Source organism: Bacillus sp. FSL R5-0416, assembly GCF_037975425.1.
In the GTDB taxonomy this organism is placed as follows: domain Bacteria; phylum Bacillota; class Bacilli; order Bacillales; family Bacillaceae; genus Bacillus; species Bacillus subtilis.
Map to the genome: position 1 here is coordinate 3,221,202 of NZ_CP150252.1, position 22,747 is coordinate 3,243,948.

At 42.8% G+C, this 22,747-nt stretch carries 27 protein-coding genes; 13 read left to right on the forward strand and 14 right to left on the reverse strand.

Annotated features, from left to right (window positions below):
* Nucleotides 1-6 precede the first annotated feature (6 nt).
* The 4 genes from nupO (at nucleotide 7) to maeN (ending at nucleotide 5,039) form a co-directional block, all read left to right on the forward strand.
* Nucleotides 7-1,539, forward strand: a complete 1,533-nt coding sequence (gene nupO / locus NYE20_RS17230) for a guanosine ABC transporter ATP-binding protein NupO (RefSeq protein WP_032722430.1) — start codon at nucleotides 7-9, stop codon at nucleotides 1,537-1,539.
* Nucleotides 1,532-2,578 (forward strand): guanosine ABC transporter permease NupP, encoded by a 1,047-nt coding sequence (nupP, locus tag NYE20_RS17235; RefSeq protein WP_015714618.1) that lies wholly within the window; start codon nucleotides 1,532-1,534, stop codon nucleotides 2,576-2,578. The genes nupO and nupP overlap by 8 nt, the downstream gene beginning before the upstream one ends.
* A complete protein-coding gene (gene nupQ, locus NYE20_RS17240; RefSeq protein WP_014480697.1) occupies nucleotides 2,579-3,538 on the forward strand; it encodes a guanosine ABC transporter permease NupQ in 960 nt (319 codons plus the stop codon).
* Nucleotides 3,539-3,692: 154 nt separating this feature from the next.
* Complete coding sequence (maeN, locus tag NYE20_RS17245; protein ID WP_021480493.1) at nucleotides 3,693-5,039, forward strand: sodium/malate symporter MaeN; 1,347 nt, start codon at nucleotides 3,693-3,695, stop codon at nucleotides 5,037-5,039.
* Nucleotides 5,040-5,074: 35 nt separating this feature from the next.
* Here maeN and NYE20_RS17250 read toward each other — a convergent pair whose 3' ends face one another.
* Nucleotides 5,075-5,290, reverse strand: coding sequence for a hypothetical protein (locus NYE20_RS17250; protein ID WP_041052857.1), 216 nt, complete (start codon nucleotides 5,288-5,290; stop codon nucleotides 5,075-5,077).
* A 230-nt stretch (nucleotides 5,291-5,520) separates the two neighbouring features.
* Here NYE20_RS17250 and NYE20_RS17255 point away from each other — a divergent pair, with 230 nt between their 5' ends.
* The 7 genes from NYE20_RS17255 to mnhG are packed head-to-tail and all read left to right on the forward strand — an operon-like array spanning nucleotide 5,521 to nucleotide 11,289.
* Nucleotides 5,521-7,926: a Na+/H+ antiporter subunit A gene (locus tag NYE20_RS17255; protein ID WP_014480699.1), complete on the forward strand. Its 2,406-nt coding sequence runs from the start codon at nucleotides 5,521-5,523 to the stop codon at nucleotides 7,924-7,926.
* Nucleotides 7,919-8,350, forward strand: coding sequence for a Na(+)/H(+) antiporter subunit B (locus NYE20_RS17260; RefSeq protein WP_003228819.1), 432 nt, complete (start codon nucleotides 7,919-7,921; stop codon nucleotides 8,348-8,350). Before NYE20_RS17255 ends, NYE20_RS17260 begins: the two co-directional genes overlap by 8 nt.
* Nucleotides 8,350-8,691, forward strand: coding sequence for a Na(+)/H(+) antiporter subunit C (locus NYE20_RS17265; protein ID WP_003220730.1), 342 nt, complete (start codon nucleotides 8,350-8,352; stop codon nucleotides 8,689-8,691). The genes NYE20_RS17260 and NYE20_RS17265 overlap by 1 nt, the downstream gene beginning before the upstream one ends.
* Nucleotides 8,684-10,165 carry a Na+/H+ antiporter subunit D gene (locus NYE20_RS17270; protein ID WP_043940184.1) on the forward strand — a complete coding sequence of 494 codons (1,482 nt, stop codon included), beginning with the start codon at nucleotides 8,684-8,686 and terminating at the stop codon, nucleotides 10,163-10,165. Before NYE20_RS17265 ends, NYE20_RS17270 begins: the two co-directional genes overlap by 8 nt.
* 5 nt (nucleotides 10,166-10,170) lie before the next feature.
* Complete coding sequence (locus NYE20_RS17275; RefSeq protein WP_003228815.1) at nucleotides 10,171-10,647, forward strand: Na+/H+ antiporter subunit E; 477 nt, start codon at nucleotides 10,171-10,173, stop codon at nucleotides 10,645-10,647.
* Nucleotides 10,647-10,931, forward strand: coding sequence for a Na(+)/H(+) antiporter subunit F1 (locus tag NYE20_RS17280; RefSeq protein WP_003228814.1), 285 nt, complete (start codon nucleotides 10,647-10,649; stop codon nucleotides 10,929-10,931). The genes NYE20_RS17275 and NYE20_RS17280 overlap by 1 nt, the downstream gene beginning before the upstream one ends.
* The gene (gene mnhG, locus NYE20_RS17285; RefSeq protein WP_014477830.1) at nucleotides 10,915-11,289 is read left to right on the forward strand and encodes a monovalent cation/H(+) antiporter subunit G; all 375 of its coding nucleotides are present in this window, start codon (nucleotides 10,915-10,917) and stop codon (nucleotides 11,287-11,289) included. The genes NYE20_RS17280 and mnhG overlap by 17 nt, the downstream gene beginning before the upstream one ends.
* Before the next feature lie 38 nt (nucleotides 11,290-11,327).
* Here mnhG and NYE20_RS17290 read toward each other — a convergent pair whose 3' ends face one another.
* From NYE20_RS17290 to degQ, 6 genes are all read right to left on the reverse strand, one after another.
* On the reverse strand, nucleotides 11,328-11,708 hold the full coding sequence (locus NYE20_RS17290; protein WP_017695528.1) for a hotdog fold thioesterase: 381 nt from the start codon (nucleotides 11,706-11,708) through the stop codon (nucleotides 11,328-11,330).
* A gap of 18 nt (nucleotides 11,709-11,726) precedes the next feature.
* Nucleotides 11,727-12,371 (reverse strand): two-component system response regulator ComA, encoded by a 645-nt coding sequence (gene comA / locus NYE20_RS17295; RefSeq protein WP_003220716.1) that lies wholly within the window; start codon nucleotides 12,369-12,371, stop codon nucleotides 11,727-11,729.
* Between the two features lie 80 nt (nucleotides 12,372-12,451).
* Nucleotides 12,452-14,770: a sensor histidine kinase gene (locus NYE20_RS17300; RefSeq protein WP_161621287.1), complete on the reverse strand. Its 2,319-nt coding sequence runs from the start codon at nucleotides 14,768-14,770 to the stop codon at nucleotides 12,452-12,454.
* A gap of 19 nt (nucleotides 14,771-14,789) precedes the next feature.
* Entirely contained in the window at nucleotides 14,790-14,966 is a 177-nt protein-coding gene (gene comX / locus NYE20_RS17305; protein WP_041906074.1) for a competence pheromone ComX, read from the reverse strand.
* Between the two features lie 14 nt (nucleotides 14,967-14,980).
* Nucleotides 14,981-15,838 (reverse strand): polyprenyl synthetase family protein, encoded by an 858-nt coding sequence (locus NYE20_RS17310; RefSeq protein ID WP_309248341.1) that lies wholly within the window; start codon nucleotides 15,836-15,838, stop codon nucleotides 14,981-14,983.
* A gap of 167 nt (nucleotides 15,839-16,005) precedes the next feature.
* Nucleotides 16,006-16,146, reverse strand: a complete 141-nt coding sequence (gene degQ / locus NYE20_RS17315) for a degradation enzyme regulation protein DegQ (RefSeq protein WP_003220708.1) — start codon at nucleotides 16,144-16,146, stop codon at nucleotides 16,006-16,008.
* Between the two features lie 221 nt (nucleotides 16,147-16,367).
* On the opposite strand from degQ, the gene NYE20_RS17320 reads away from it, so the two are divergent.
* Together NYE20_RS17320 and NYE20_RS17325 are read left to right on the forward strand one after the other, a co-directional pair.
* Nucleotides 16,368-16,493, forward strand: a complete 126-nt coding sequence (locus NYE20_RS17320) for a hypothetical protein (RefSeq protein ID WP_161621781.1) — start codon at nucleotides 16,368-16,370, stop codon at nucleotides 16,491-16,493.
* Between the two features lie 115 nt (nucleotides 16,494-16,608).
* A complete protein-coding gene (locus NYE20_RS17325) occupies nucleotides 16,609-16,977 on the forward strand; it encodes a hypothetical protein (RefSeq protein WP_017695529.1) in 369 nt (122 codons plus the stop codon).
* On the opposite strand, the gene pdeH is transcribed toward NYE20_RS17325, so the two are convergent.
* From pdeH to NYE20_RS17360, 7 genes are all read right to left on the reverse strand, one after another.
* Nucleotides 16,953-18,182 (reverse strand): cyclic di-GMP phosphodiesterase, encoded by a 1,230-nt coding sequence (pdeH, locus tag NYE20_RS17330; protein ID WP_003243525.1) that lies wholly within the window; start codon nucleotides 18,180-18,182, stop codon nucleotides 16,953-16,955. The genes NYE20_RS17325 and pdeH overlap by 25 nt on opposite strands.
* 136 nt (nucleotides 18,183-18,318) lie before the next feature.
* On the reverse strand, nucleotides 18,319-19,791 hold the full coding sequence (locus NYE20_RS17335) for a nicotinate phosphoribosyltransferase (protein ID WP_003228788.1): 1,473 nt from the start codon (nucleotides 19,789-19,791) through the stop codon (nucleotides 18,319-18,321).
* A gap of 15 nt (nucleotides 19,792-19,806) precedes the next feature.
* The gene (locus NYE20_RS17340) at nucleotides 19,807-20,358 is read right to left on the reverse strand and encodes an isochorismatase family cysteine hydrolase (RefSeq protein ID WP_015714627.1); all 552 of its coding nucleotides are present in this window, start codon (nucleotides 20,356-20,358) and stop codon (nucleotides 19,807-19,809) included.
* Nucleotides 20,359-20,454: 96 nt separating this feature from the next.
* Nucleotides 20,455-20,853, reverse strand: a complete 399-nt coding sequence (locus NYE20_RS17345) for a YueI family protein (RefSeq protein WP_015714628.1) — start codon at nucleotides 20,851-20,853, stop codon at nucleotides 20,455-20,457.
* A 71-nt stretch (nucleotides 20,854-20,924) separates the two neighbouring features.
* Nucleotides 20,925-21,173: a YueH family protein gene (locus NYE20_RS17350; protein ID WP_003228783.1), complete on the reverse strand. Its 249-nt coding sequence runs from the start codon at nucleotides 21,171-21,173 to the stop codon at nucleotides 20,925-20,927.
* 72 nt (nucleotides 21,174-21,245) lie between these two features.
* Nucleotides 21,246-21,467, reverse strand: coding sequence for a spore germination protein (locus tag NYE20_RS17355; RefSeq protein WP_015384524.1), 222 nt, complete (start codon nucleotides 21,465-21,467; stop codon nucleotides 21,246-21,248).
* A 59-nt stretch (nucleotides 21,468-21,526) separates the two neighbouring features.
* Entirely contained in the window at nucleotides 21,527-22,636 is a 1,110-nt protein-coding gene (locus NYE20_RS17360) for an AI-2E family transporter (RefSeq protein WP_014480712.1), read from the reverse strand.
* Nucleotides 22,637-22,747: the final 111 nt, after the last annotated feature.

The following is a 22,747-nucleotide window of genomic DNA, read 5'->3' on the forward strand; positions in this document are numbered from 1 at the left end:
CAATCAATGGAATATGTCATTGAAATGCTCAATATCCGCAAGGCGTTTCCAGGTATCGTCGCCAATGACAATATCAATCTTCAAGTCAAAAAAGGCGAAATACACGCGTTGCTCGGTGAAAACGGAGCGGGGAAATCAACATTGATGAATGTCCTTTTCGGGCTGTATCAGCCGGAGCGGGGTGAAATTCGGGTGCGCGGCGAGAAGGTGCACATCAACAGCCCGAACAAAGCGAATGACCTTGGAATTGGAATGGTGCACCAGCACTTTATGCTTGTTGACACCTTCACAGTTGCTGAAAATATTATTCTCGGGAAGGAGCCAAAGAAGTTTGGCAGAATTGACCGGAAGCGTGCTGGCCAAGAGGTGCAGGACATTTCCGATCGATACGGCCTGCAGATCCATCCTGAAGCAAAAGCAGCTGACATATCAGTCGGTATGCAGCAGCGCGCAGAAATATTAAAAACCCTCTACCGCGGTGCCGACATTCTGATTTTTGATGAACCGACGGCTGTTTTGACGCCTCATGAAATTAAGGAACTGATGCAAATTATGAAGAACCTGGTCAAAGAAGGGAAGTCCATCATCTTAATCACCCATAAGCTGAAAGAGATTATGGAGATTTGTGACCGCGTTACGGTTATCCGTAAAGGAAAAGGCATCAAAACCCTTGATGTCCGTGATACAAACCAAGACGAACTCGCCAGTCTAATGGTCGGCCGCGAGGTATCGTTCAAAACTGAAAAGAGAGCTGCTCAGCCGGGAGCGGAAGTGCTTGCGATTGACGGCATAACTGTAAAGGATACCCGCGGAATAGAGACAGTCAGAGATTTGTCTCTTTCAGTCAAAGCGGGAGAAATAGTCGGCATAGCAGGCGTCGACGGAAACGGGCAATCAGAGCTGATCGAAGCGGTGACAGGACTCCGCAAAACAGATTCAGGAACAATCACCTTAAACGGAAAACAGATCCAAAACCTGACGCCAAGAAAAATCACTGAATCCGGGATCGGGCATATTCCTCAGGATCGCCATAAACACGGTCTCGTCCTTGATTTTCCAATCGGAGAGAATATCCTGCTGCAAAGCTATTACAAAAAGCCGTATTCAGCATTGGGCGTTTTACATAAAGGCGAAATGTACAAAAAAGCACGCAGCCTGATCAGCGAGTACGACGTCAGAACGCCGGATGAATATACACACGCTCGGGCATTGTCAGGCGGAAACCAGCAAAAAGCGATTATCGGGCGGGAAATAGACCGAAATCCTGATTTATTAATTGCCGCCCAGCCGACTCGCGGCCTTGATGTCGGAGCGATTGAATTTGTCCATAAAAAGCTCATTGAGCAGCGTGATGCCGGGAAAGCCGTTCTTCTCCTCTCGTTTGAGCTTGAAGAAATTATGAATCTCAGTGACAGAATCGCCGTTATTTTTGAAGGACGCATTATCGCCAGCGTTAATCCGCAGGAAACCACTGAACAGGAGCTTGGTCTCTTGATGGCAGGAAGCACGCAAAAGGAAGCGGGGAAAGCAAATGGTTAAACGACTCTCTCATTTACTCGTGCCGCTCATCGCAATCATACTTGGTCTTGCGGCCGGCGCGTTGATTATGCTTGTGAGCGGCTACAGTGTGGCTAGCGGATATTCGGCTTTGTGGAATGGGATATTCGGAGAAATCTATTATGTCGGAGAAACAATCCGGCAAATTACGCCTTATATTTTATCCGGATTGGCTGTCGCCTTTGCATTCCGAACCGGACTCTTTAATATCGGCGTCGAGGGACAGCTGCTCGTCGGCTGGACAGCAGCGGTTTGGGTCGGTACGGCGTTTGACGGACCGGCATATATTCACTTGCCGCTCGCATTGATTACAGCGGCAGCTGCAGGAGGATTATGGGGGTTTATTCCCGGCATTTTGAAAGCGCGATTTTACGTTCATGAAGTCATTGTCACCATTATGATGAATTATATCGCGCTGCACATGACCAATTACATCATTTCAAACGTCTTGACAGATCATCAGGACAAGACGGGGAAAATTCACGAATCCGCCTCCCTCCGCTCTCCTTTTCTTGAACAGATCACCGATTACTCACGGCTGCATTTGGGAATCATCGTTGCCCTTCTCGCAGCAGTTATCATGTGGTTTATCATCAACAAAACTACAAAAGGATTTGAGCTCCGGGCGGTCGGGTTTAACCAGCACGCTTCCCAGTATGCCGGCATGAGCGTGCGGAAGAATATCATGACCTCCATGCTTATCTCCGGCGCTTTTGCAGGCCTTGCCGGAGCCATGGAGGGCCTAGGGACATTCGAATACGCAGCAGTGAAAGGCGCATTTACCGGCGTAGGCTTTGACGGTATCGCTGTCGCTCTTCTCGGGGGAAACACAGCCGTCGGCGTTGTACTGGCGGCATGCCTGCTTGGCGGTCTGAAAATCGGCGCATTAAATATGCCGATTGAATCAGGCGTTCCATCAGAGGTCGTTGATATTGTGATTGCCATTATTATTCTGTTTGTGGCTTCAAGCTATGCGATTCGTTTCGTCATGGGCAAATTGAAGAAAAAGGGGGCGAACTAAGTGGACATTGTGCAGATTTTATCTATCATTGTCCCTGCCACACTCGTCTATGCGGCCCCGCTTATTTTAACTGCTCTCGGCGGCGTGTTTTCCGAGAGATCAGGTGTGGTGAATATCGGCTTAGAAGGCCTCATGATTATCGGGGCGTTCACCAGCGTGTTATTTAATTTATTTTTTGGTCCGGAATTAGGTGCCGCCGCACCTTGGCTTTCGCTCCTTGCCGCCATGGCAGCAGGCGCCCTGTTTTCACTGATTCACGCGGCAGCAGCGATTTCGTTTCGCGCCGACCAGACAGTCAGCGGTGTCGCCATTAACATGCTGGCGCTTGGGGCAACTTTATTTATCGTCAAACTGATCTACGGCAAAGCGCAGACAGACAAAATTCCAGAGCCTTTTTATAAGACGAAAATCCCCGGTTTGGGCGATATTCCCGTCTTGGGAAAGATCTTCTTTTCGGATGTCTATTATACGTCTATTCTTGCAATAGCACTTGCCTTTATTTCCTGGTTTATCTTGTTCAAAACGCCGTTCGGCCTTCGTATCCGTTCTGTCGGAGAGCATCCGATGGCGGCCGATACGATGGGAATCAACGTATATAAAATGCGCTACATCGGCGTGATGATCAGCGGATTGTTCGGCGGTCTCGGCGGCGGCGTATATGCCTCCACAATTGCGCTTGATTTCACGCACTCTACCATCTCCGGGCAAGGCTTTATCGCCCTGGCAGCGCTTGTATTCGGAAAATGGCATCCAATCGGAGCACTGGGGGCCGCCCTGTTTTTCGGATTCGCCCAAAGCTTAAGCATCATTGGATCGCTGCTCCCTCTTTTTAAAGACATACCAAATGTGTATATGCTGATGGCTCCTTATGTCTTAACGATTCTCGCTTTAACCGGCTTTATCGGGCGGGCAGATGCGCCAAAAGCCAATGGCGTGCCCTATATTAAAGGAAAAAGATAAAACATTTTCCCCTGGGAAGACGATTCTCAGGGATTTTTTTCTAATCCAAAAGACCCCCTTAATTTAATTGTTTATTAGTTTTTTAACTTAAAAAAATATGAAGTGTTAACGCTTTCTTGTAGACTGTAACAAACAATACATGGGGGTGTATGACATGGGAGCAATTCCAAAAACGGGGACAATTTCACCTGAGCAAAAAGACTCACAGGGGAAAAACCTGTTTCAAAAAATCTGGTCTTGGGAAATCGGTGTGATTCCTCTGCCATTATACACAGTATTAGCAGTTATTATTATTCTTGCAGCCTATTACAATGAGCTGCCGGCAAATATGCTTGGCGGGTTTGCCATCATTATGATTCTTGGTGTGTTTCTCGGAGACATAGGCCAACGCATACCGATATTGAAGGATATTGGCGGCCCTGCTATTTTATCTTTGTTTGTTCCTTCATTTTTAGTCTTTTACAATGTACTGAATTCAACATCTTTAGACGCTGTAACCAACTTGATGAAAACGTCTAACTTCCTTTATTTCTATATCGCTTGCCTTGTTGTGGGAAGTATCCTCGGTATGAACAGAATTGTTTTAATACAGGGGTTTATCAGAATGTTCGTTCCACTGGTTGCAGGAACGATCGCGGCCGTTGCAGCCGGCATCCTTGTCGGATTTATTTTTGGCTATAGTGCCTATGATTCCTTTTTCTTTGTTGTTGTCCCGATTATTGCCGGGGGAATAGGTGAAGGAATTTTGCCGCTTTCAATCGCCTATTCACAAATACTGGGCTCATCCGCTGATGTATTTGTGTCTCAGCTGGTTCCAGCCGCAATTATAGGAAACGTTTTTGCTATCATATGTGCAGCCTTAATGAAAAAGCTTGGCGATAAGCGTCCAGATCTAAATGGGAACGGACGTCTCGTAAAATCTAAAAAAGCAAATGAGATTTTCAATCAAAAAGAAGCCGAAGCAAAAATTGATTTCAAATTAATGGGAGCAGGAGTTCTGCTCGCGTGTACATTCTTTATTTTTGGCGGGTTATTGGAGAAATTCATCTTCATCCCGGGCGCGATCTTAATGATTATTTCAGCTGCGGCTGTCAAGTATGCGAATATTCTTCCGAAAAAAATGGAAGAAGGCGCTTACCAGCTTTATAAGTTTATTTCTTCAAGCTTTACATGGCCGCTGATGGTCGGTCTCGGCATCCTCTTTATTCCGTTGGATGACGTAGCGTCTGTGATTTCTATTCCGTTTGTCATCATCTGTATTTCAGTTGTTATCGCGATGATTGGTTCTGGATATTTCGTAGGCAAGCTGATGAACATGTATCCGGTTGAATCCGCAATCGTTACCTGCTGCCACAGCGGCCTCGGCGGAACGGGTGATGTTGCCATTTTATCGGCATCAGGAAGAATGGGCCTTATGCCGTTTGCCCAAATTTCAACCCGTCTCGGCGGTGCAGGCACAGTTATTTGCGCGACAGTGCTGCTTCGTTTTTTCACTTCATAAACAGAAAGAGTTCCGTTTTATGCGGAACTCTTTTTTTATTTATTCACAATCCGAATATACTCTCGGGGACCAAACGGCAGATCCTTTGATTCCGTCTCACTCATTCTGGCTGACAGGTGGTGCTCCAGTAAATACAGCTCCCACTCATCACCAGCCGCCACACCGCTGCGCCCGTCATATTGATTCAACATGAATGCCCCTGCAAATACTGAGCAGAATAAACCTGAGCACATCACGACTTTTCTTTTCACATGACCAGCTCCTTTACTTCAGCTTGATCAGGATTGATTTTAAATATACAAATAACCTCTTTTTTGTTAGACTTATTTTAAGGTCAAAAGAACTCATAAAAACCCATTACAGCAGTTCGAAGCGTGGCAGCTTGCAGAAAAGTGCGATATAATTTGGACTAGGTCGTTTGACCGTATATTTCATACATAGCGCATTTTTCAATTGAGAACGAGAAAAGGAGGTCTTATCTTTGCAGCTCTTACATCTTGCTATTTTATCGCCTTTTTTATTTGCTTTTATCATTCCCTTCTTGGCAAAATACGCAAAAAGAGTGCATACGGGCTGGTTTGTGTTGATCTTGCCCGTCTTGCTGTTTATATACTTTCTCCCAATGATCAGGATGACACAATCTGGAGAAACACTTCGATCGGTATTAGAGTGGATTCCGTCACTCGGCATTAACTTTACCGTTTATATAGACGGCCTCGGGTTATTATTCGCTTTACTGATCACAGGCATTGGCTCTTTGGTCACTCTTTACAGCATTTTTTATTTATCGAAAGAAAAAGAACAGCTTGGGCCCTTTTATGTCTACTTATTGATGTTCATGGGCGCCATGCTCGGCGTCGTTCTAGTAGACAATGTCATGGTTCTCTACATGTTCTGGGAGCTTACAAGCCTTTCATCCTTTTTGCTGATCGGCTATTGGTATAAGCGGGAAAAGTCGCGCTATGGCGCAGCCAAATCACTTTTGATTACGGTCAGTGGCGGGCTGTGCATGCTCGGCGGATTTATTCTCCTTTATTTGATAACGGATTCCTTCAGTATTAGAGAGATGGTTCATCAGGTTCAATTAATTGCCGGCCACGAATTGTTTATCCCGGCTATGATTCTCATTTTATTAGGGGCTTTTACGAAATCAGCGCAATTTCCTTTTTACATCTGGCTCCCTGACGCGATGGAAGCTCCGACGCCTGTCAGCGCTTATCTCCATTCAGCTACTATGGTAAAAGCCGGCATTTATGTGATTGCGAGATTCAGTCCTATTTTCGCCTTTTCAGCTCAGTGGTTTTGGATCGTGTCCCTCGTTGGCCTTTTTACGATGGTTTGGGGTTCATTCCATGCCGTGAAACAAACTGATTTAAAATCGATTTTGGCGTTTTCAACCGTCAGCCAGCTCGGCATGATCATCTCCATGCTTGGAGTCAGTGCTGCGGCCCTTCATTACGGACATACAGAATATTATACAGTTGCCGCTATGGCTGCCATTTTCCATTTAATCAACCACGCAACCTTTAAAGGAAGCTTGTTTATGGCAGTCGGGATTATCGATCACGAAACAGGCACACGGGATATCCGGAAGCTAGGCGGCCTGATGGCGATTATGCCGATTACATTTACCATTTCCTTAATCGGGACATTTTCAATGGCCGGCTTACCGCCGTTTAACGGATTTTTGAGTAAAGAAATGTTTTTCACAAGCATGCTTCGCGTGACACATTTTGACCTGTTCAACGTGCAGACATGGGGCGTTCTGTTCCCTCTTTTCGCCTGGATCGGAAGTGTATTTACGTTTATCTACAGCATGAAATTGCTGTTTAAAACATTCAGAGGAAATTACCAGCCTGAGCAGCTTGAAAAACCGGCTCACGAGGCGCCTGTCGGCATGCTCGTACCACCAGTCATTCTTGTCGCTTTGGCTGTCAGTCTCTTCTTTTTCCCGAATATATTGTCGTACAGCCTGATAGAGCCTGCGATGAACTCAATCTATCCGACACTGCTTGCCGGCCATGAGAAATTCCACGTTCACATTTCACAGTGGCATGGGGTTACAACGGAATTGCTCATGACTGCGGGTATTGTTGTGATCGGAACAATTGGTTATTTGTCGCTGAATAAGTGGAAGGGAATCTATAAACTGTTTCCTTCGAAACTCACACTCAACCGGTTATACGATAAGCTTTTGACTCTGATGGAGAAAGGCTCTTACCGGATCACAAAACAATATATGACCGGGTTTTTAAGAGATTATTTGCTGTATATCTTCGCTGGTTTCATCATTCTGATAGGCGGAGCTTTTGCCATTAAAGGCGGATTTTCATTTAAAACGGAAGGCATGGCTAAAATCGGTGTATACGAAATCATTTTGACGCTTGTCATGATCAGCGCCACAGTGGCGACTGTTTTTGCTAGGTCAAGACTGACGGCGATCATTGCACTCGGTGTTGTCGGTTATACGCTTGCATTGTTTTTTGTCATTTTCAGAGCGCCGGACTTGGCATTGACTCAGCTCGTCATTGAAACGATTTCTGTGGCACTGTTTCTGCTTTGCTTCTACCATTTGCCGAAACTGAGGCTGAAAACAAAAACGAGAACGTTCCGGATGACGAATTTTATCATTTCTTTAGGCGTCGGTATTATTGTTACTCTGCTCGGTATCGCATCCTCAAGCCAGCGGACAAAAGACAGCATTGCGTCCTTCTTTGTCAAACACAGCCACGATCTCGGCGGAGGGGATAATGTCGTCAATGTCATTCTTGTTGATTTCAGGGGATTTGATACAATGTTTGAAATTACGGTATTAACGATAGCCGCTCTCGGCATTTACAGCATGATTAAAACAAAAGTAAAAGAGGAGGGGAAAAGCGGTGAATGAACAAAAAACAAATGACTTGATTCTTCAAACTGCGACAAAGCTTGTATCCTTTATCATTTTGCTTTTCTCTTTCTATTTATTTTTATCAGGGCATAACGCGCCCGGAGGAGGCTTTGTCGGCGGACTGATCACGTCCTCTTCCATCGTTCTCTTGCTTCTGGCATATGATTTAAAAACCGTGCGTTCCCTTTTGCCGGTCAATTTCATTTATGTCGCGGGAGCCGGCCTTCTGCTCGCTGTATTAACAGGCGTTGGCTCCTTTGTCTTCGGGGCTCCTTTTTTAACCCACACATTCGGATACTTTCAGCTGCCGATCCTTGGGAAAACGGAGCTCGCCACAGCGACGATATTTGATTTAGGCGTTTATCTTGTTGTCGTAGGCATAACGATGACCATTATTCAAACGATTGGAGAGGAAGAATAATGGAAATCTTAATGGCTGTATTAGCCGGTATTATTTTTATGGCTGCTACGTATTTGCTGCTGTCTAAAAGCCTGCTTCGTGTCATTATCGGAACAGCACTGTTAAGCCATGGCGTTCATTTAATGCTTTTGACTATGGGAGGATTAAAGAAAGGCGCCGCTCCGATTTTGAGCGAGCATGCCAAATCATTTGTCGATCCGCTTCCGCAAGCCCTGATTTTGACCGCAATTGTCATTTCTTTTGGCGTTACGTCATTCATCCTCGTCATGGCCTTTCGCGCTTATCAGGAATTGAAATCGGACGATATGGATCAAATGAGGGGAAATGATCAACATGAATAATTTTGTTATTTTGCCAATCCTGATTCCGCTTTTGTCGGCTATTCTTCTGATTTTCATGACGAAGAATCTTATGCTCATGAGAATCTTCAGCACGGCGGCATCGGCCATCGGGATTGTGATTAGCGGCATACTTGTACAGACTGTCTTCACAAAAGGCATCCAGACACTCAGCCTAGGCGGATGGAAAGCGCCGTACGGCATTGTGCTTGCCGCAGACCAATTCGCCAGCCTTCTCGTTCTCACAACAGCGGTCATCGGTTTATTGGTTGGGCTTTATTCCTTCCGTTCTGTCGGTGAAAAACGGGAGCGCTCCTTTTACTACTCCGGCGTTCAGTTCTTGCTTGCCGGCGTCAGCGGAGCGTTTTTAACAGGCGATTTATTTAATATGTACGTATTTTTTGAGCTTCTGCTTATTGCTTCCTATATGCTGATTGTATTAGGCGGCACAAAAATTCAGCTGCGGGAATCCCTTAAATATATTGTGTTTAATATCGTGTCGTCTGCCCTGTTTGTCATAGGGGTCGGCTTTTTATACGCTGTAACCGGCACGTTAAACATGGCGGATCTTAGCGTGAAAATCAGTGAAACAGGACAAACCGGGCTGATCACTGTGATTGGTGTCCTGCTGCTTTTGGTATTTGGCATGAAGGGCGGAATTTTCCCCCTCTACTTTTGGCTTCCAGGCTCTTATTACGCGCCACCGGCAGCAATCTCCGCGTTGTTCGGGGCTTTGCTGACAAAAGTCGGGTTATATGCGATTGCGAGGGTTTTCACATTGATTTTTATTCACGATACAGCCTTTACCCATCAGCTGATGATTTGGCTGGCGGCGCTGACTGTGATTTTCGGTGTGATCGGTTCACTCGCTTATTCGAATGTCATGAAAATTGTGATCTATAACATTATTACCGCTGTCGGCGTGATTTTGTTCGGTGTGGCAGTACACACCCCCGCATCCATTCAGGGCGCGATCTACTATCTGATTCACGATATGCTGATTAAGGGCGCTTTGTTCATGCTGGCAGGTACGCTGATCGCATTGACTGGAACCGCGAGCCTGCATAAAATGGGCGGGCTGATCAAACGCTATCCTGTTCTTGGATGGATGTTTTTCATTTCCGCTATTTCTCTTGCAGGCATTCCGCCACTGAGCGGATTTGTCGGCAAATTTAAAATTGCAGAGGGCGGCTTCGCAGAAGGTGAATTTACGATATCCATGCTGATTCTGCTTTCGAGTCTGCTTGTACTGTACTCTGTGCTGAGGATCTTTATACATGCGTTTTGGGGCGAAGAAAAAGAAACGCCAAAACCAAATCATCGAACAGCTAAAGGACTTCTTTATCCGGCAGCTATTTTTCTCTTGCTGTCTCTTCTCTTCGGGTTGGGTACAGAATGGGTGTCGCCTTACGTTGATCAAGCGGCCGAGACGCTGCTGAATCCGGAAAAATATATCGAAGCTGTTCTGAAGGAGTAGATCGCATGGCATTTCAAATTTTATTAAATGTGTTTCTCGCTTTTTGCTGGATGTTCTTAAGCAACAGTCCAAGCGCCGCAGGATTCATTACAGGCTATATTCTGGGCATGCTCTCTCTCTTTTTCTTCCGGCGCTTTTTCACTCGCCAGTTTTATCTATGGAAATTGATTTCTATCATCAAGCTCTGTTTCATTTTTATAAAGGAACTGTACCTTGCCAATGTCAGTGTGATGAAATCAGTCTTATCTCCAAAACTGAATATCAGACCGGGTATTTTTGCTTTTAAAACTGAACTGACGAAGGACTGGGAAATCACCCTGCTTTCTCTGCTCATTACATTAACGCCGGGAACCTTGGTGATGGATATTTCAGATGACAGAACAATACTTTATATTCATGCAATGGATATCGAGGATGCGGAAAAAGCGATTTTTGACATTCGGGAGTCATTTGAAAAAGCCATACAGGAGGTGAGCCGGTGATGTTTACGCTGATCCTGCAAATCGCGCTCGGCATTATGGCAGTGTCTACCTTTTTGTATGTCATTCGTGTCATTAAAGGGCCGACTGTGCCTGACCGGGTCGTGGCTCTGGATGCAATCGGCATCAATCTGATCGCAATCACGGCGCTTGTCTCCATTTTGCTGAAAACAAGTGCGTTTTTGGATATTATTTTGCTGCTGGGGATTTTATCGTTTATCGGAACGATAGCATTTTCCAAGTTCCTGGAGAAAGGAGAGATTATCGAAAATGATCGAAACCGCTAAAGTTGTTGTGGCTGTATTCATATTGCTGGGAGCTCTTGTATGCCTCATTGCTTCATTTGGCGTACTTCGCCTTCCCGATGTGTTTACACGCGCTCATGCTGCTTCTAAAGGCTCAACATTAGGTGTCAATATGATTCTGCTCGGTGTCTTCTTCTATTTGTGGTTTGTGACGGGGGAGCTCTCCGCTAAAATCCTGCTTGGGATTCTCTTTATCTTTATTACGTCGCCGATCGGCGGGCACTTGATCTGCCGTGCTGCGTATAACTCCGGCGTCAAGCTTGATGAGAGAAGCGTACAGGATGACTATAACGGAATCAGAAACTTTGTGATTAAACGAAAAGAGGATTCTTATTTATAAAAATAAGCAGCCGGACAGGCAGAGTTCCGGCTGTTTTTTTATTTCTTGATGACAGCCAGCGTGCATCTGGATATACAGATCAGCCTCTCTTGCTCGTCATATATGTGAATGTGATAGACAATCGTCGTTCTGCCTATGTGAACGGGCTCGGCTATCGCCTTTACCGTTCCTTCCTTTACAGATTTTAAATGGTTGGCGTTAATCTCCAAACCGACACAAGCCTGTGTTGAATGATCAATCAAGTTCTGTGCACCTGCGCTCGCCGCTGTTTCCGCCAGGGCCACTGAAGCGCCCCCATGCAAATATCCGAACGGCTGAACCGTCCGATGATCCACCGGCATGACCGCAACGCATCGTTCCGCTGTGTTTTCAACAATCTCTATACCAAGCGCTTCAAGCAATGTGTGTTTCGTATCCATCATCTACACCCCCAACATTTAAAGTACACCGTCTGATTTCGCAATCAAAACCGCTTCCGTCCGTGAACCGACATTCAGCTTATTGAAAATCGATGTCAAGCTGTATTCAATGGACCGCTTGCTTAAATGAAGGGCATCTGCGATTTCTTGGTTTGTAAATCCCTTTTCAACTTCTTGAAGAATCAGGCATTCTCTAGGTGTGAGCACATCTTGTTCTTTTTGAGAGGAAGGAGCCGGCTTTGTTTTTTGCTGAGTCATCAGCTGTTTAAAGTAAGCAAAATCGACTAAAATTTCTCCGTTGAGTACGTGGTATATGTATTGGGTGATCTTTTCTTTAGATTCCGTTTTGCTGATGGCACCGTGCAGACCCGCACGAATCGCTTCCTCGAAATAATCCTCGACCTCATAACCGGTATACACGATAATTTTACAATGAGGATTCTCTTGTAAAATCTGTTTAGAAAGCTCCATCCCATTGACCTCGCCGCCTAAATTCAGATCCATTAAAATGAGATCATATGACGAGAAATCATGCTGCTTGATAAACTGTTCGCTCGGTTCAGGACTGAGACAATCAACAGACAAATTCGAATCCGTTTCCAAAATTGTCTTGGTGCCTTCCATGACAGCCGGATGGTCATCAATCACTAGTATCTTTTTCATGTTTTCCTCCCTTTTACTCACTCTTTTCCATTTTATAAAAAAGACTTGGCCTGTGCCAAGTCGTTTCCGTTATAAATCCATTACAATTCGATTTCAATATCAGCCTTAAAGCCCTTTCCTTCACTTGTTTCAATCCGAAGGCGCCCATCTAAAGCCCTGACTCTCTCCTTAATGCCAGAAAGCCCCATGCTCATGGAATGCTCAGTATTCTTTTCCTGATCAAACCCAACGCCATCGTCCTCATAATGAAGAACGATTTTGTTTTGAATACTAATGAGCATAATCAGCACATCCGTCGCCTGAGAGTGCTTAACCGCATTAGACAGAAACTCTTGAATGATCCGGTATAAATTCAGCTGCGAATCCAGATCAAGGGAAGCCGTAAATCTGCCGGTATTTAAACGGATATGAAACGGAACCCGCTCCTGCTGCTGCGCCACCAGCTTCGACAACGCCTTCACCAATCCAAGATCATACAGAAGCTGCGGCCGCAGCTCATGACACGTCTCCCTCGTCATCGAAATCACATCAGACATCTGCTCATTCATCTGTACAAGCTTGTCCTGCACCTCTTCACGGCACGGATTATCATCCTTCTTGAAATCACCCAAAAACAGCTCACACTGGCGTTTTAAGGAAATCAAATCCTGAAGAACCGAATCGTGGAGATCGCGGGCGAGATCCGAGCGTTGTTTTTCCTCGATCGTGTACATGAGTTTTTTGAGCCATACGGGGTTGGCACCTTCCCTTTTTAAAGCTTGTAAATGATCCATGAGTTCTTCAATTTGTACAACATTTTCCATGGATACACTAGTATAAAACGATAATGTTTTCAGCCATGAAATTTCATCTCTTGTCAACCTTGGTGTATTGATGCTAGATAAACAAAGCAATACATAAGAACTCGTACCTTTTTCCCCTACTTTGATCAAAAAGCCTTGGTTAATCTCAATAATCTTCCCTATTTCTTTAGTGACCTTTTCAAATTCTGTTTTATACAGCCTCCAGTTGGGTTCAACACTCTGTTTATCAAAGTATATGATTTCTCTATCAGCACCAACTTCAAAGATGTAGGCTTTACTTACGGGTAGAACTTCTAGTATTGTTGTTTTTAAGTTCTTAAATACTTGATCTAAAGCTGATACACCTTTAATTAATTGCGTATATTTAAATATACTGTCTTGATAATTATATTTTTCCGAAAATCGTTTTAACCGAAATTTATAGTCCAGTAATTCTTTAATATAAAAGACCGACAGGAAAATTATGAAAGTACATAACGTAATTAAGATGATATTAAAATCCGCTCTTTTGCTATCAAATATTATTGACAACCATACTATGCCTATTGTTGGTATGATGGATAATAAACTATAATATCTAATTCTGCCTAGTATAAAGTCTATATCATAAATTTTATTTACAACGAATTGATAAACCAATGCTAATGGGATAATTATTAAGAATGGCGCAGTCACTATTGCTGAGTAAATATATTGCCCAAATAAAACTTCCGGCATGATATATAAGACCGTAAAAGGAAAGAAAGCTACCGTATTTGAAATCAATAATACCTTCAACAAATAATAATGATCCTTTTTTCTATAAATTATCCCATAATAGATAATGCAAAAATAAACAACTGTAATCTCTATTAAGAATGTTACTAAATTGATATTACTAATATTCGTAATAATCCCCGAAGGAAGGTATTTCTGGATGAACTCTATTATTACATTGATAATTGGCAACGTGTATAAAATATTCACGATATAACGTGATGAAAATTTGATGCTTAATTCTTTGAAATATTGATATAGAAAATGCAAATACAAGACAGGTACATTTAAAAAGGTAAAAAGATTAATATATCTATTTATTTCATATCCTCTAGTTACGCCTCCAGCACTTAAATATGCTATAGATATAAACAGCAAAAAATTAATCAAAATATAAGCCGAGTACGTATTTTTTACTCGATTGACCCTATAAATATAAAATGCACATAACAGACTCAAAGCAAAAAATATACAAGGGATAATATAAATGAAAAAGCTATAAGAATTATTTAAAGAGATATACTCCGTATTATGTAATTGAATTTCATGATTATCCCTTTTAACTTTTAAATGTTCAGCTTTTGCTAAATAATTTCTTTTAACATTCTCGCTTGTAGGTTTCTTCCCACTTACCTCGAGTATTAAGTCGCCTTCTTTTAAGCCCATATATTTTCCATATGTGGCTTTAGTCATTTTTTCAACTTTTAACTCATGATTGGCTGTTTCAGAAACATAAGTACCAACTAAGATACCATTCTGAGTGAAATAAACAATATAAGCAAAATATAAGAGACTAAATAATACTAGCACTATAGAAAAATTTCTTTTAAGGTTTTTCAATAGACCACTTCTCTCTGAATTATTGCTCCCAGAAAATTCCCTTGCATTTCTTTGAGAGAGTCATTTTTTTGTTGAAAATATCTACAATTGAAGGGATTAGTTTATCTGGAATTCCTATTAAGCTCGCCTCTCCATTTTCTAATTTAGTTAAAACTTGAGGATTCTTCATTAAGTAATCAATCATGTCTTGTTTCATAAGTATACCCCTCTTTATAACTTTATATTTATATTTAATTGATTCATGCTTGCTGTGATTTCTTCCTCATAAAGCTTAATCAACATAGATACATATTGATTAAGCCCCGCTTCAAATAATAATTCATCAAATTTAGAGCTATCAGATATAAAACTATGATAACTAGTATGAGAATTTATTAATTTTAATATCTTTTCAGAAGCCTCATTAAATTTGCGGTTTAAAAATAAATAAATCAAAGTCTTTCTTTTTTTTCTTATATCGCTACGTTGATCATTAACTAAACCATAATAGTCATTTTCCAATTGTTTTATTATCCCTATCTTATAAGCATAATCCTCAATAGTTTGATTAAACTCTCCATTCGCAAGCATAGCAGCTAAAACGGCAGACATAGCTGTAAGAGAACCTGCTTTTTGTTTCATCATTTGAATACATTCTTCTTCCGTCTCAGGAGAGTTCCTTAAATCCTCATGTTGTCCCTGCATAGCATTTAATGCATATTTGAAAGTTAGCCGATGAAATTCAGCGCTATTGCTAATAGAACAAATAGTTTCTAACCCTAAAGTATAAAGGGTAGTTGCAGCATTTAGAGCGAGAGAAGGATCAATTTTCATCCATTTTATTTCAATGTTGTCCTCATCCTCTAAATCATCAAATATATCGAAGGCTAAGATTAAAAGTTCTATTCCTCCTGCCAATGTTAAAATATGCGAAGAACTATTACCGCTTAATGCTACGTAATGCTTAAAAGAAAGGATACCAAAAGAAAAGTGATTTTTCTCATCGATAAAGTTGATTAAATACTCTTTCAAATCCAAATTCTGAATTTTTCCGTGTACAATCTCCTTCATCTTTTTTTTAATGGACATTTCATCTAAACACATTTCCTTACTAATTATTCTTCACCCTCCCATTCCATTTTACTAAATGGGACATTTAAAGGACAGCAGGTTTTTCGTTTTTTAACAATCATATAATACTTTATCCATTTATTGTATCGGTAGAACGAAAAAAAAGACTTGTTTCCAAGTCTTTTTCACGAAATTTTCATTGCATAATTGTATTTATCGAGTTGATCAATGCTTTTGTTAATGTTTCGTAATGAATCTGTCGTTTCTTTAATATCAAGTTCGAGTCGGAATAACAATTGTTTTACTTCTTCAAGTTTCTTTTCCATCGTTTCCACACTCCTTTTTTTGAAAGATCAATGAATTGTGTATGGTGAACGAGTCCTAGGTATTTGATCTGTTACTAATAGTGTATCTGCTTTCGGCTCATTTTTCACCGAAAAGTATGCAAAAAGATCCTGCGTGACACCGCAAATATCAATAGGCCCTTATACTCAAAGAGATCACAACAAGAACGGGACTATTTTTCTATGTGCAGAAGCGTATTTTTCTGCTCAAATTGAGAAAGATTCTTAACTCCCTTGATTTTAACGTGTTTCGCATTTTTACTAAGCAAGACTATAGTCCTTCATACCGTATTTTCAAAATTGAATATGCGATTATTGGCGTTTCCTGACCGACAAACACCGAAAAAGACCGCAACGCTAAAGTTGTGGCCTTTTCGCTTTGTCATATTCGGCAATTAGGGATCTATACATATAGAAACATCCTTTTTTTTGTGAGGTGCTCCCATGAGATATCGTTATCCCTGGTTTTACGTGTATCCGTATGAGGTACGCCGTCCGCCCGCTCCTGCCAACAATATTGATACCTTTATCCGTTCAGCGAAGCAGGCCGCAGGGATATTTGCGGATGCCCAGCTCGTTCTCGGCCGCATTGCGGGCTCGCGGGAGCTCTCGCGCCGCATTCTGACCGCAGCCGAGCAGTCCGATAAACAAACCATCAAGCGCCTGATCAAACAAATGGGCGTCCGGCATGAAGTGGATACGGTCTTTAATCCCGACGGCATCTATATCAGCCTTATCGGAACGCAAAGCCGAATGATTCTTGCTTTGCGGTGGTCAGAGGACCGCAATCATTTTGCGTCCATAAGATTATGACACCATTCCAGAGCCTCAAGATAACATTCATACGCTTCTTCTTTGTCGAGTTGATTGCCTAATTCCGAGCAAGTGTCCCAGTTGTTGCTTTCAATTAATTTCACAAGCTCAAGCATTTGGTAGTAGTCGTTTTGATGGCCTAATAATGCTTGCCCGACTTCATCTTTTAAAGGCAATTCTTGAACAATTTCCTCTATTTCTCTATGCAGGAGGGTGTCTATGAGAGAAAACATTCCGATCAGCATATAAGAAGCAGGCTGCGGCCGGGATGTCTTTCTCGCCAGCAGTTCGCAAAGCTTTGCTCTTATCAAAGAAATCTTAATGATTTCGTGCTTGCTGGAATGGCCTTTCCTGCTTAAATCCTTAAAGGAAAGGATATATATCCACCGTTTGATTTCATTAAATCCCAGCAACATAATGGCCTGTTGAATGCTTTCAATTTTCTGGCTCAAACGGCTATGGGATGAGTTTAAAAATTTTAAAATTTGATAGGACAGTGATAAATCCCGCTCTATGTACTCTGTCACACGCTTTATGTTAGGCTGCTCTTTGCTCAGTTCGTTAAGCAGTTCATAGTAAGAATAGAAATGAGTCGATAGGTCATGCCCGCTGATGATGCGCGGCTCGCTGAAAAAGTAGCCTTGGAATAATTGAAAGCCGTCTTGGACCGCCTGTTTATATTCTTTTCGGGTCTCTACTTTTTCCGCTAAAAAAATCAGGCCGCGGCAGCCGTAGGTTTGCAAAATTGTTCTGCGTTCCATTCGTGTTGTTTTGAGAAAATCAATTTTCAATATATCAATATAGCTCATGAGTTTTTCCAGTAAGTCCTCATCTTGCGGGTTTATTGCATAAAAATCATCAAGCGCCAGCATATACCCCATTTTTTTCAATTCTTTGCATCTAGAAATGAGGGCCGGCGTGATCGGTATATCTTCAAGGATTTCAATGACAAGCTGTTTCGGATTGAAGGAGGTGGGAAGATTTGAAAACATCAGGCTTTCCGTAAAATTAACAAAACAGCGTTTCCCTTCCGTCAGCTTCTCAATTCCGATGTTTAAAAAGCTGTTGATCACCAAATCTGTTGTTGCCTGATCGCCGTCTTTAGCGCTATACACGTTCTCTTCGCTTTCTCTATACAGCAGTTCATAAGCAACAACCTGTTCTTTTCTATTAAAAATAGGCTGTCTTGCAACAAACACCCTCATTGATTTATCCCCCTTACAATACGCGCGGCTTTCACCCCTAAGTATATCAAATAATTTGACGAAAATTGTCTAAACATGAAAAATAATATATACATAAAGAAAACTGGCCCTTCGCGAATGAAAGGCCAGTTTTTCTTTATTCTTCCTCAAGCTCTTCTTCAATTCTGCTTTTCACTTCGTGGATCCGCTGCATTTTATTGCTCCAGCAGTCCTCGCTTAAATCAACCGGGTATTCCTCCGGCTTGCTGATTCTCTTATATTCCTCCCAAAGAAGGCTGAGGTTATCCTGCACATACTGCTGTATGTCTGAAATCTCAGGGTTTTGGTAGCAAAGAATACCCTTCTCAAAAATCAGCTCATGAAGATCCTTCGCATAAAAATTCGTGACAAATTTGCTGATGAATGTATGAACCGGGTGGAACATTCTGAGCCGCTTCTGATCATTCACCTGCTCATCATAAAGCGCAATATAGTCGCCTTCAGAATGATGGTTGGACTGATTAATAATGCGGTAGACTTTCTTTCTGCCCGGTGTCGTCACTTTTTCAGGATTGGACGAAATTTTGATCGTGTCAACCATTTTCCCGTCCTCTTCAATGGCAACGAGTTTATAAACTGCGCCGAGAGCCGGCTGGTCATAGGCAGTGATCAGCTTCGTACCGACACCCCAGACATCAATGCGCGCTCCCTGAGCCTTTAAATTCATAATGGTGTGCTCATCCAAATCGCTTGAAGCAATCACCTTCGCATCTGTAAATCCTGCTTCATCAAGCATTTTCCGGGCTTTTTTTGACAGGTACGCCAAATCGCCGCTGTCCAGACGGATGCCAATGAAATTAATGCGGTCGCCGAATTCCTTGGCAACCCTAATCGCGTTCGGCATGCCTGAACGAAGCGTGTCATACGTGTCAACTAAGAAAACGCAATCCTTATGTGTTTCCGCGTATTTTTTGAAAGCTGTATATTCATCGCGGTAAGCCTGCACAAGCGCATGCGCATGTGTGCCGGAAACCGGGATATTAAAGCGCTTTCCGGCTCTTACATTGCTTGTCGCGCTAAAGCCGCCGATTAAGGCTGCTCTCGCTCCCCACATGGCCGCATCCATTTCGTGTGCCCGTCTTGTTCCGAATTCAAGCGCAACTTCATCACCAATGACGCCTTTAATCCGGGCAGCCTTTGTTGCGATTAATGTTTGATAGTTCACAATGTTGAGCAAAGCTGTTTCAATCAGCTGCGCTTCTACCAGGGGTGCCTCCACCCTCATAATCGGCTCATTGTTAAAAACGAGCTCTCCTTCTTTCATGGAGTAAAGTGAACCTGTAAAAGATAAGCCGCGCAAATATTCAATAAAATCTTCATGATACCCGAGTTCATCCTGTAAATAACTCAAATCGCTATCCGTAAACTTGAAATTTTCCAAGTATTCAATAGCTTTTTCCAAGCCCGCAAATACGGCATAGCCATTTTCAAACGGAAGCCTTCTGAAAAACAGCTCAAAAATCGCTTTCTTTTCATGAATGCCGTCTCTCCAGTACGTTTCCGCCATATTGATCTGATAAAGGTCTGTATGTAATGACAGGCTGTCATCTTTAAATCCGTACTCTAACACTGTTTTTCCCCTTCCTTACTCTGCCACTTGCGCTCCGATGCTGTTTGCAAAATGGGAAAGAGCCCATGCGTGCCCCTCCTGATTAAAGCTGGCAACAGCTTGTTTATGCACAACAATCCCAAAACCTTTGTTATATGCGTCAACAGCTGTATGCAACACACAAATATCTGTGCAGACACCGGCAAGGTGCAGTTCGCCAATCTGCCGCTCTCTGAGTTTGAGCTCTAAATCAGTCCCCGCAAAAGCAGAATATCTCGTTTTTTCCATGTAGTAAACATTAGGCTCATGTTCATGTTTCTGATATAGAGGCAAAAGCTTTCCGTACAGATCTTTTCCTTCCGTGCCTTTTATATTATGCGGAGGAAAAAGACGGGTTTCAGGGTGATATTGATCCCCTTCATCATGAGAATCTACTGCTAATACGACGTAATCACCGTTTGTGATGAATTCTTCAGTTAAATTGACGATCGCCTCTTCAATCATTCTGCCGGGCTCCCCGCAGGTCAATTTTCCGTCACTCGCCACAAAATCATTCGTATAATCAATACAAATAAGTGCTTTTTTCATAGCCGGCCTCCCCGCCATCAGTATGAGAACATTATATCTTATCTCCAGTTGTAAGTGAATTGCCATGAACAAAAAGACAAACGGTCCGTTTGTCTCTTAAGATTTCAGCACTGACCGATTATAAATGTCGTCCTGAATATATATCAATTCACGATTCACAGCGATGTCAGCCGCAATAACGAGGCCTAAAGGGGTATGAAACTGAAGATCAGATACAATCTTGAAGGGCACTCCGTACCGGTTCGCCATTTGGATATAAGGAGAGTAAGACTGGTACTGAAGCTCTCCATTAACCAAAAGGGTGACGTTATGGCTGTTTTTCATCTCGTGCTCCGCCTCTTTATACGGTTTGCTTCTAAGCACCTGTCCTTTCGTCAGTGCCAAAACGACTCTTTCTCTTAAAGAGCCTAAAAACAAATGGCGCTCGTCAGGCTTTGTCTCCAAAGGCCCATACATTCCTTGCTGCAAATAGAGATCCATTTTATCTTCACTCAAAAGCCTGTCCTCCCGTCTTGTTTGTCTTCATTATCACCTGATCAGGCAGGAGCTAAACTTTCAAGCGCCGCTTACATTTCTGTTACCCAATGAATGATTTTTTTGGCCAGCTCACCAGCAGGGGTTTCCTCTGTATGCCGGCGCAACGACGCTTCCAGCCGTTCAGGCAGAGTTGCTTTATCTTCTTCATAGGAAATGATCGTGCTCCACTCCAGCTGCGGTACCGCTACAAGCGTGCGCAGTTCTTTTCTGTTTTCATGCAGATACACGTCCGTGATCATTCCGGTTTGCGTATTGATATTTGCTTTTCTGATTTTCATAACATGACCTCTCTATTTAAAGACTACCCATATTATACAATAAAAAAGCAACAGCCTCTTGTGAAAAGGCTGTTACCCGTTAAACGAAACTGTTTCATCAGTGATATCGGCATCTTTGAAGAGAGTTTTACTCGTTTGGTTGTTAATCTTCACAAAATCACCAAGCTGAAATGCGCCTGACCCCGCCCCTGAATGAGCGACGCTTTTGGGCGAAATCGCAAATACGTCTCCAAAGCTTGCCGCGGCATTACCCGTAACTGACATGATATAAATCGGCCCCACAATTGCAGGCATTTCCCCACCTCCGCATTGATTTACAGCATCATATGCAAAGAGCCGCTAATGGTGCCCGCCTATTCAGCTGGCTTTGCGTTTTCCTCGAGTCGTGACCGCTGGCGCAGCTTGATCAAGCGGACAATATTCAGGAAGAACGCCTTCACTACCGCATAAACCGGCACCGCTAAAATCATGCCGAGAATTCCGCCGAAGCTTCCCGCTCCGATTAATAGCAAAATAATCGTAAGCGGATGGGTATTCAGCCGCTTTCCGATCACAAGAGGAGACAGCAGGTTTCCGTCCAGCTGCTGAACGATGACGACCACAATAATCGCAAACAGCGCTTTGGCCGGCGAGTCCATAAAACCGACAATGACAGCCGGCGCGGCACCGAGAAAAGGCCCGACATAGGGAATGATATTGGTAATCGCCATGACAATCCCGAGAATCAGGGCATACGGCAGTCCGGCAATTAAATAGCCGATAAAACACGCTGTCCCGACAAAAAGACAGATTAACAGCTGACCCTGGAAATATGCCGCAAGCGTATCGGATAAATCTTTAAAAATCTTTAAGCCTTCTGTCCGATAAGAAGCCGGAAGAATTTTTACTGCCAGATGCGGAAAGCGGTGTCCGTCTTTCAGCATGTAAAAAAGGATAAATGGAACAGTAATAATAACAAGCGTGATGTTTGTCACGACGCCAAACACCGCAGATAAACTGGACGTGATATTTTGCGGCAGGTTTTGGAGAAAACTTGTCAATGACTGTTCAATTTTTGATATCGATACATAATCCTGGTTCATCATCCAGGTAAACCATTGAGAATGGGACAAATCCTTTGTCAGCGCCTGAATCTGTTTTATATAATCAGGAAGGTTGTTAAACAGCCCTGTCACCTGTGAGGTGATGATAGGTCCGACTGACGCTGAAATAAAAGCAAGCAAACCGATAAACAGTAAATAGATCAATAGAATGGATAATGTCCGCGGAATTTTTTTCTCAAGCAGGCGGACCACCGGATTAAATATGAAATACAAAATTCCCGCAATCAGCATCGGGAAAAACAATGTCGAGATAAAAACAATAAACGGCTGAAATACAAATGAAACTTTTGTTGCTACAAAAATAATCAGCAAAACAAATAAAATCTGCAATGTCCAAAAATGGACTTTTGATTTCAACAAGCTTTGTTCCTCCTAGTTTTTCTTTGTCTGTCAGATAAAAGAACTTATACCCCATCATTGTAACAAAAATGAACTCATATCAGAACTCTTAATATAATGAAAGGAGTGTTG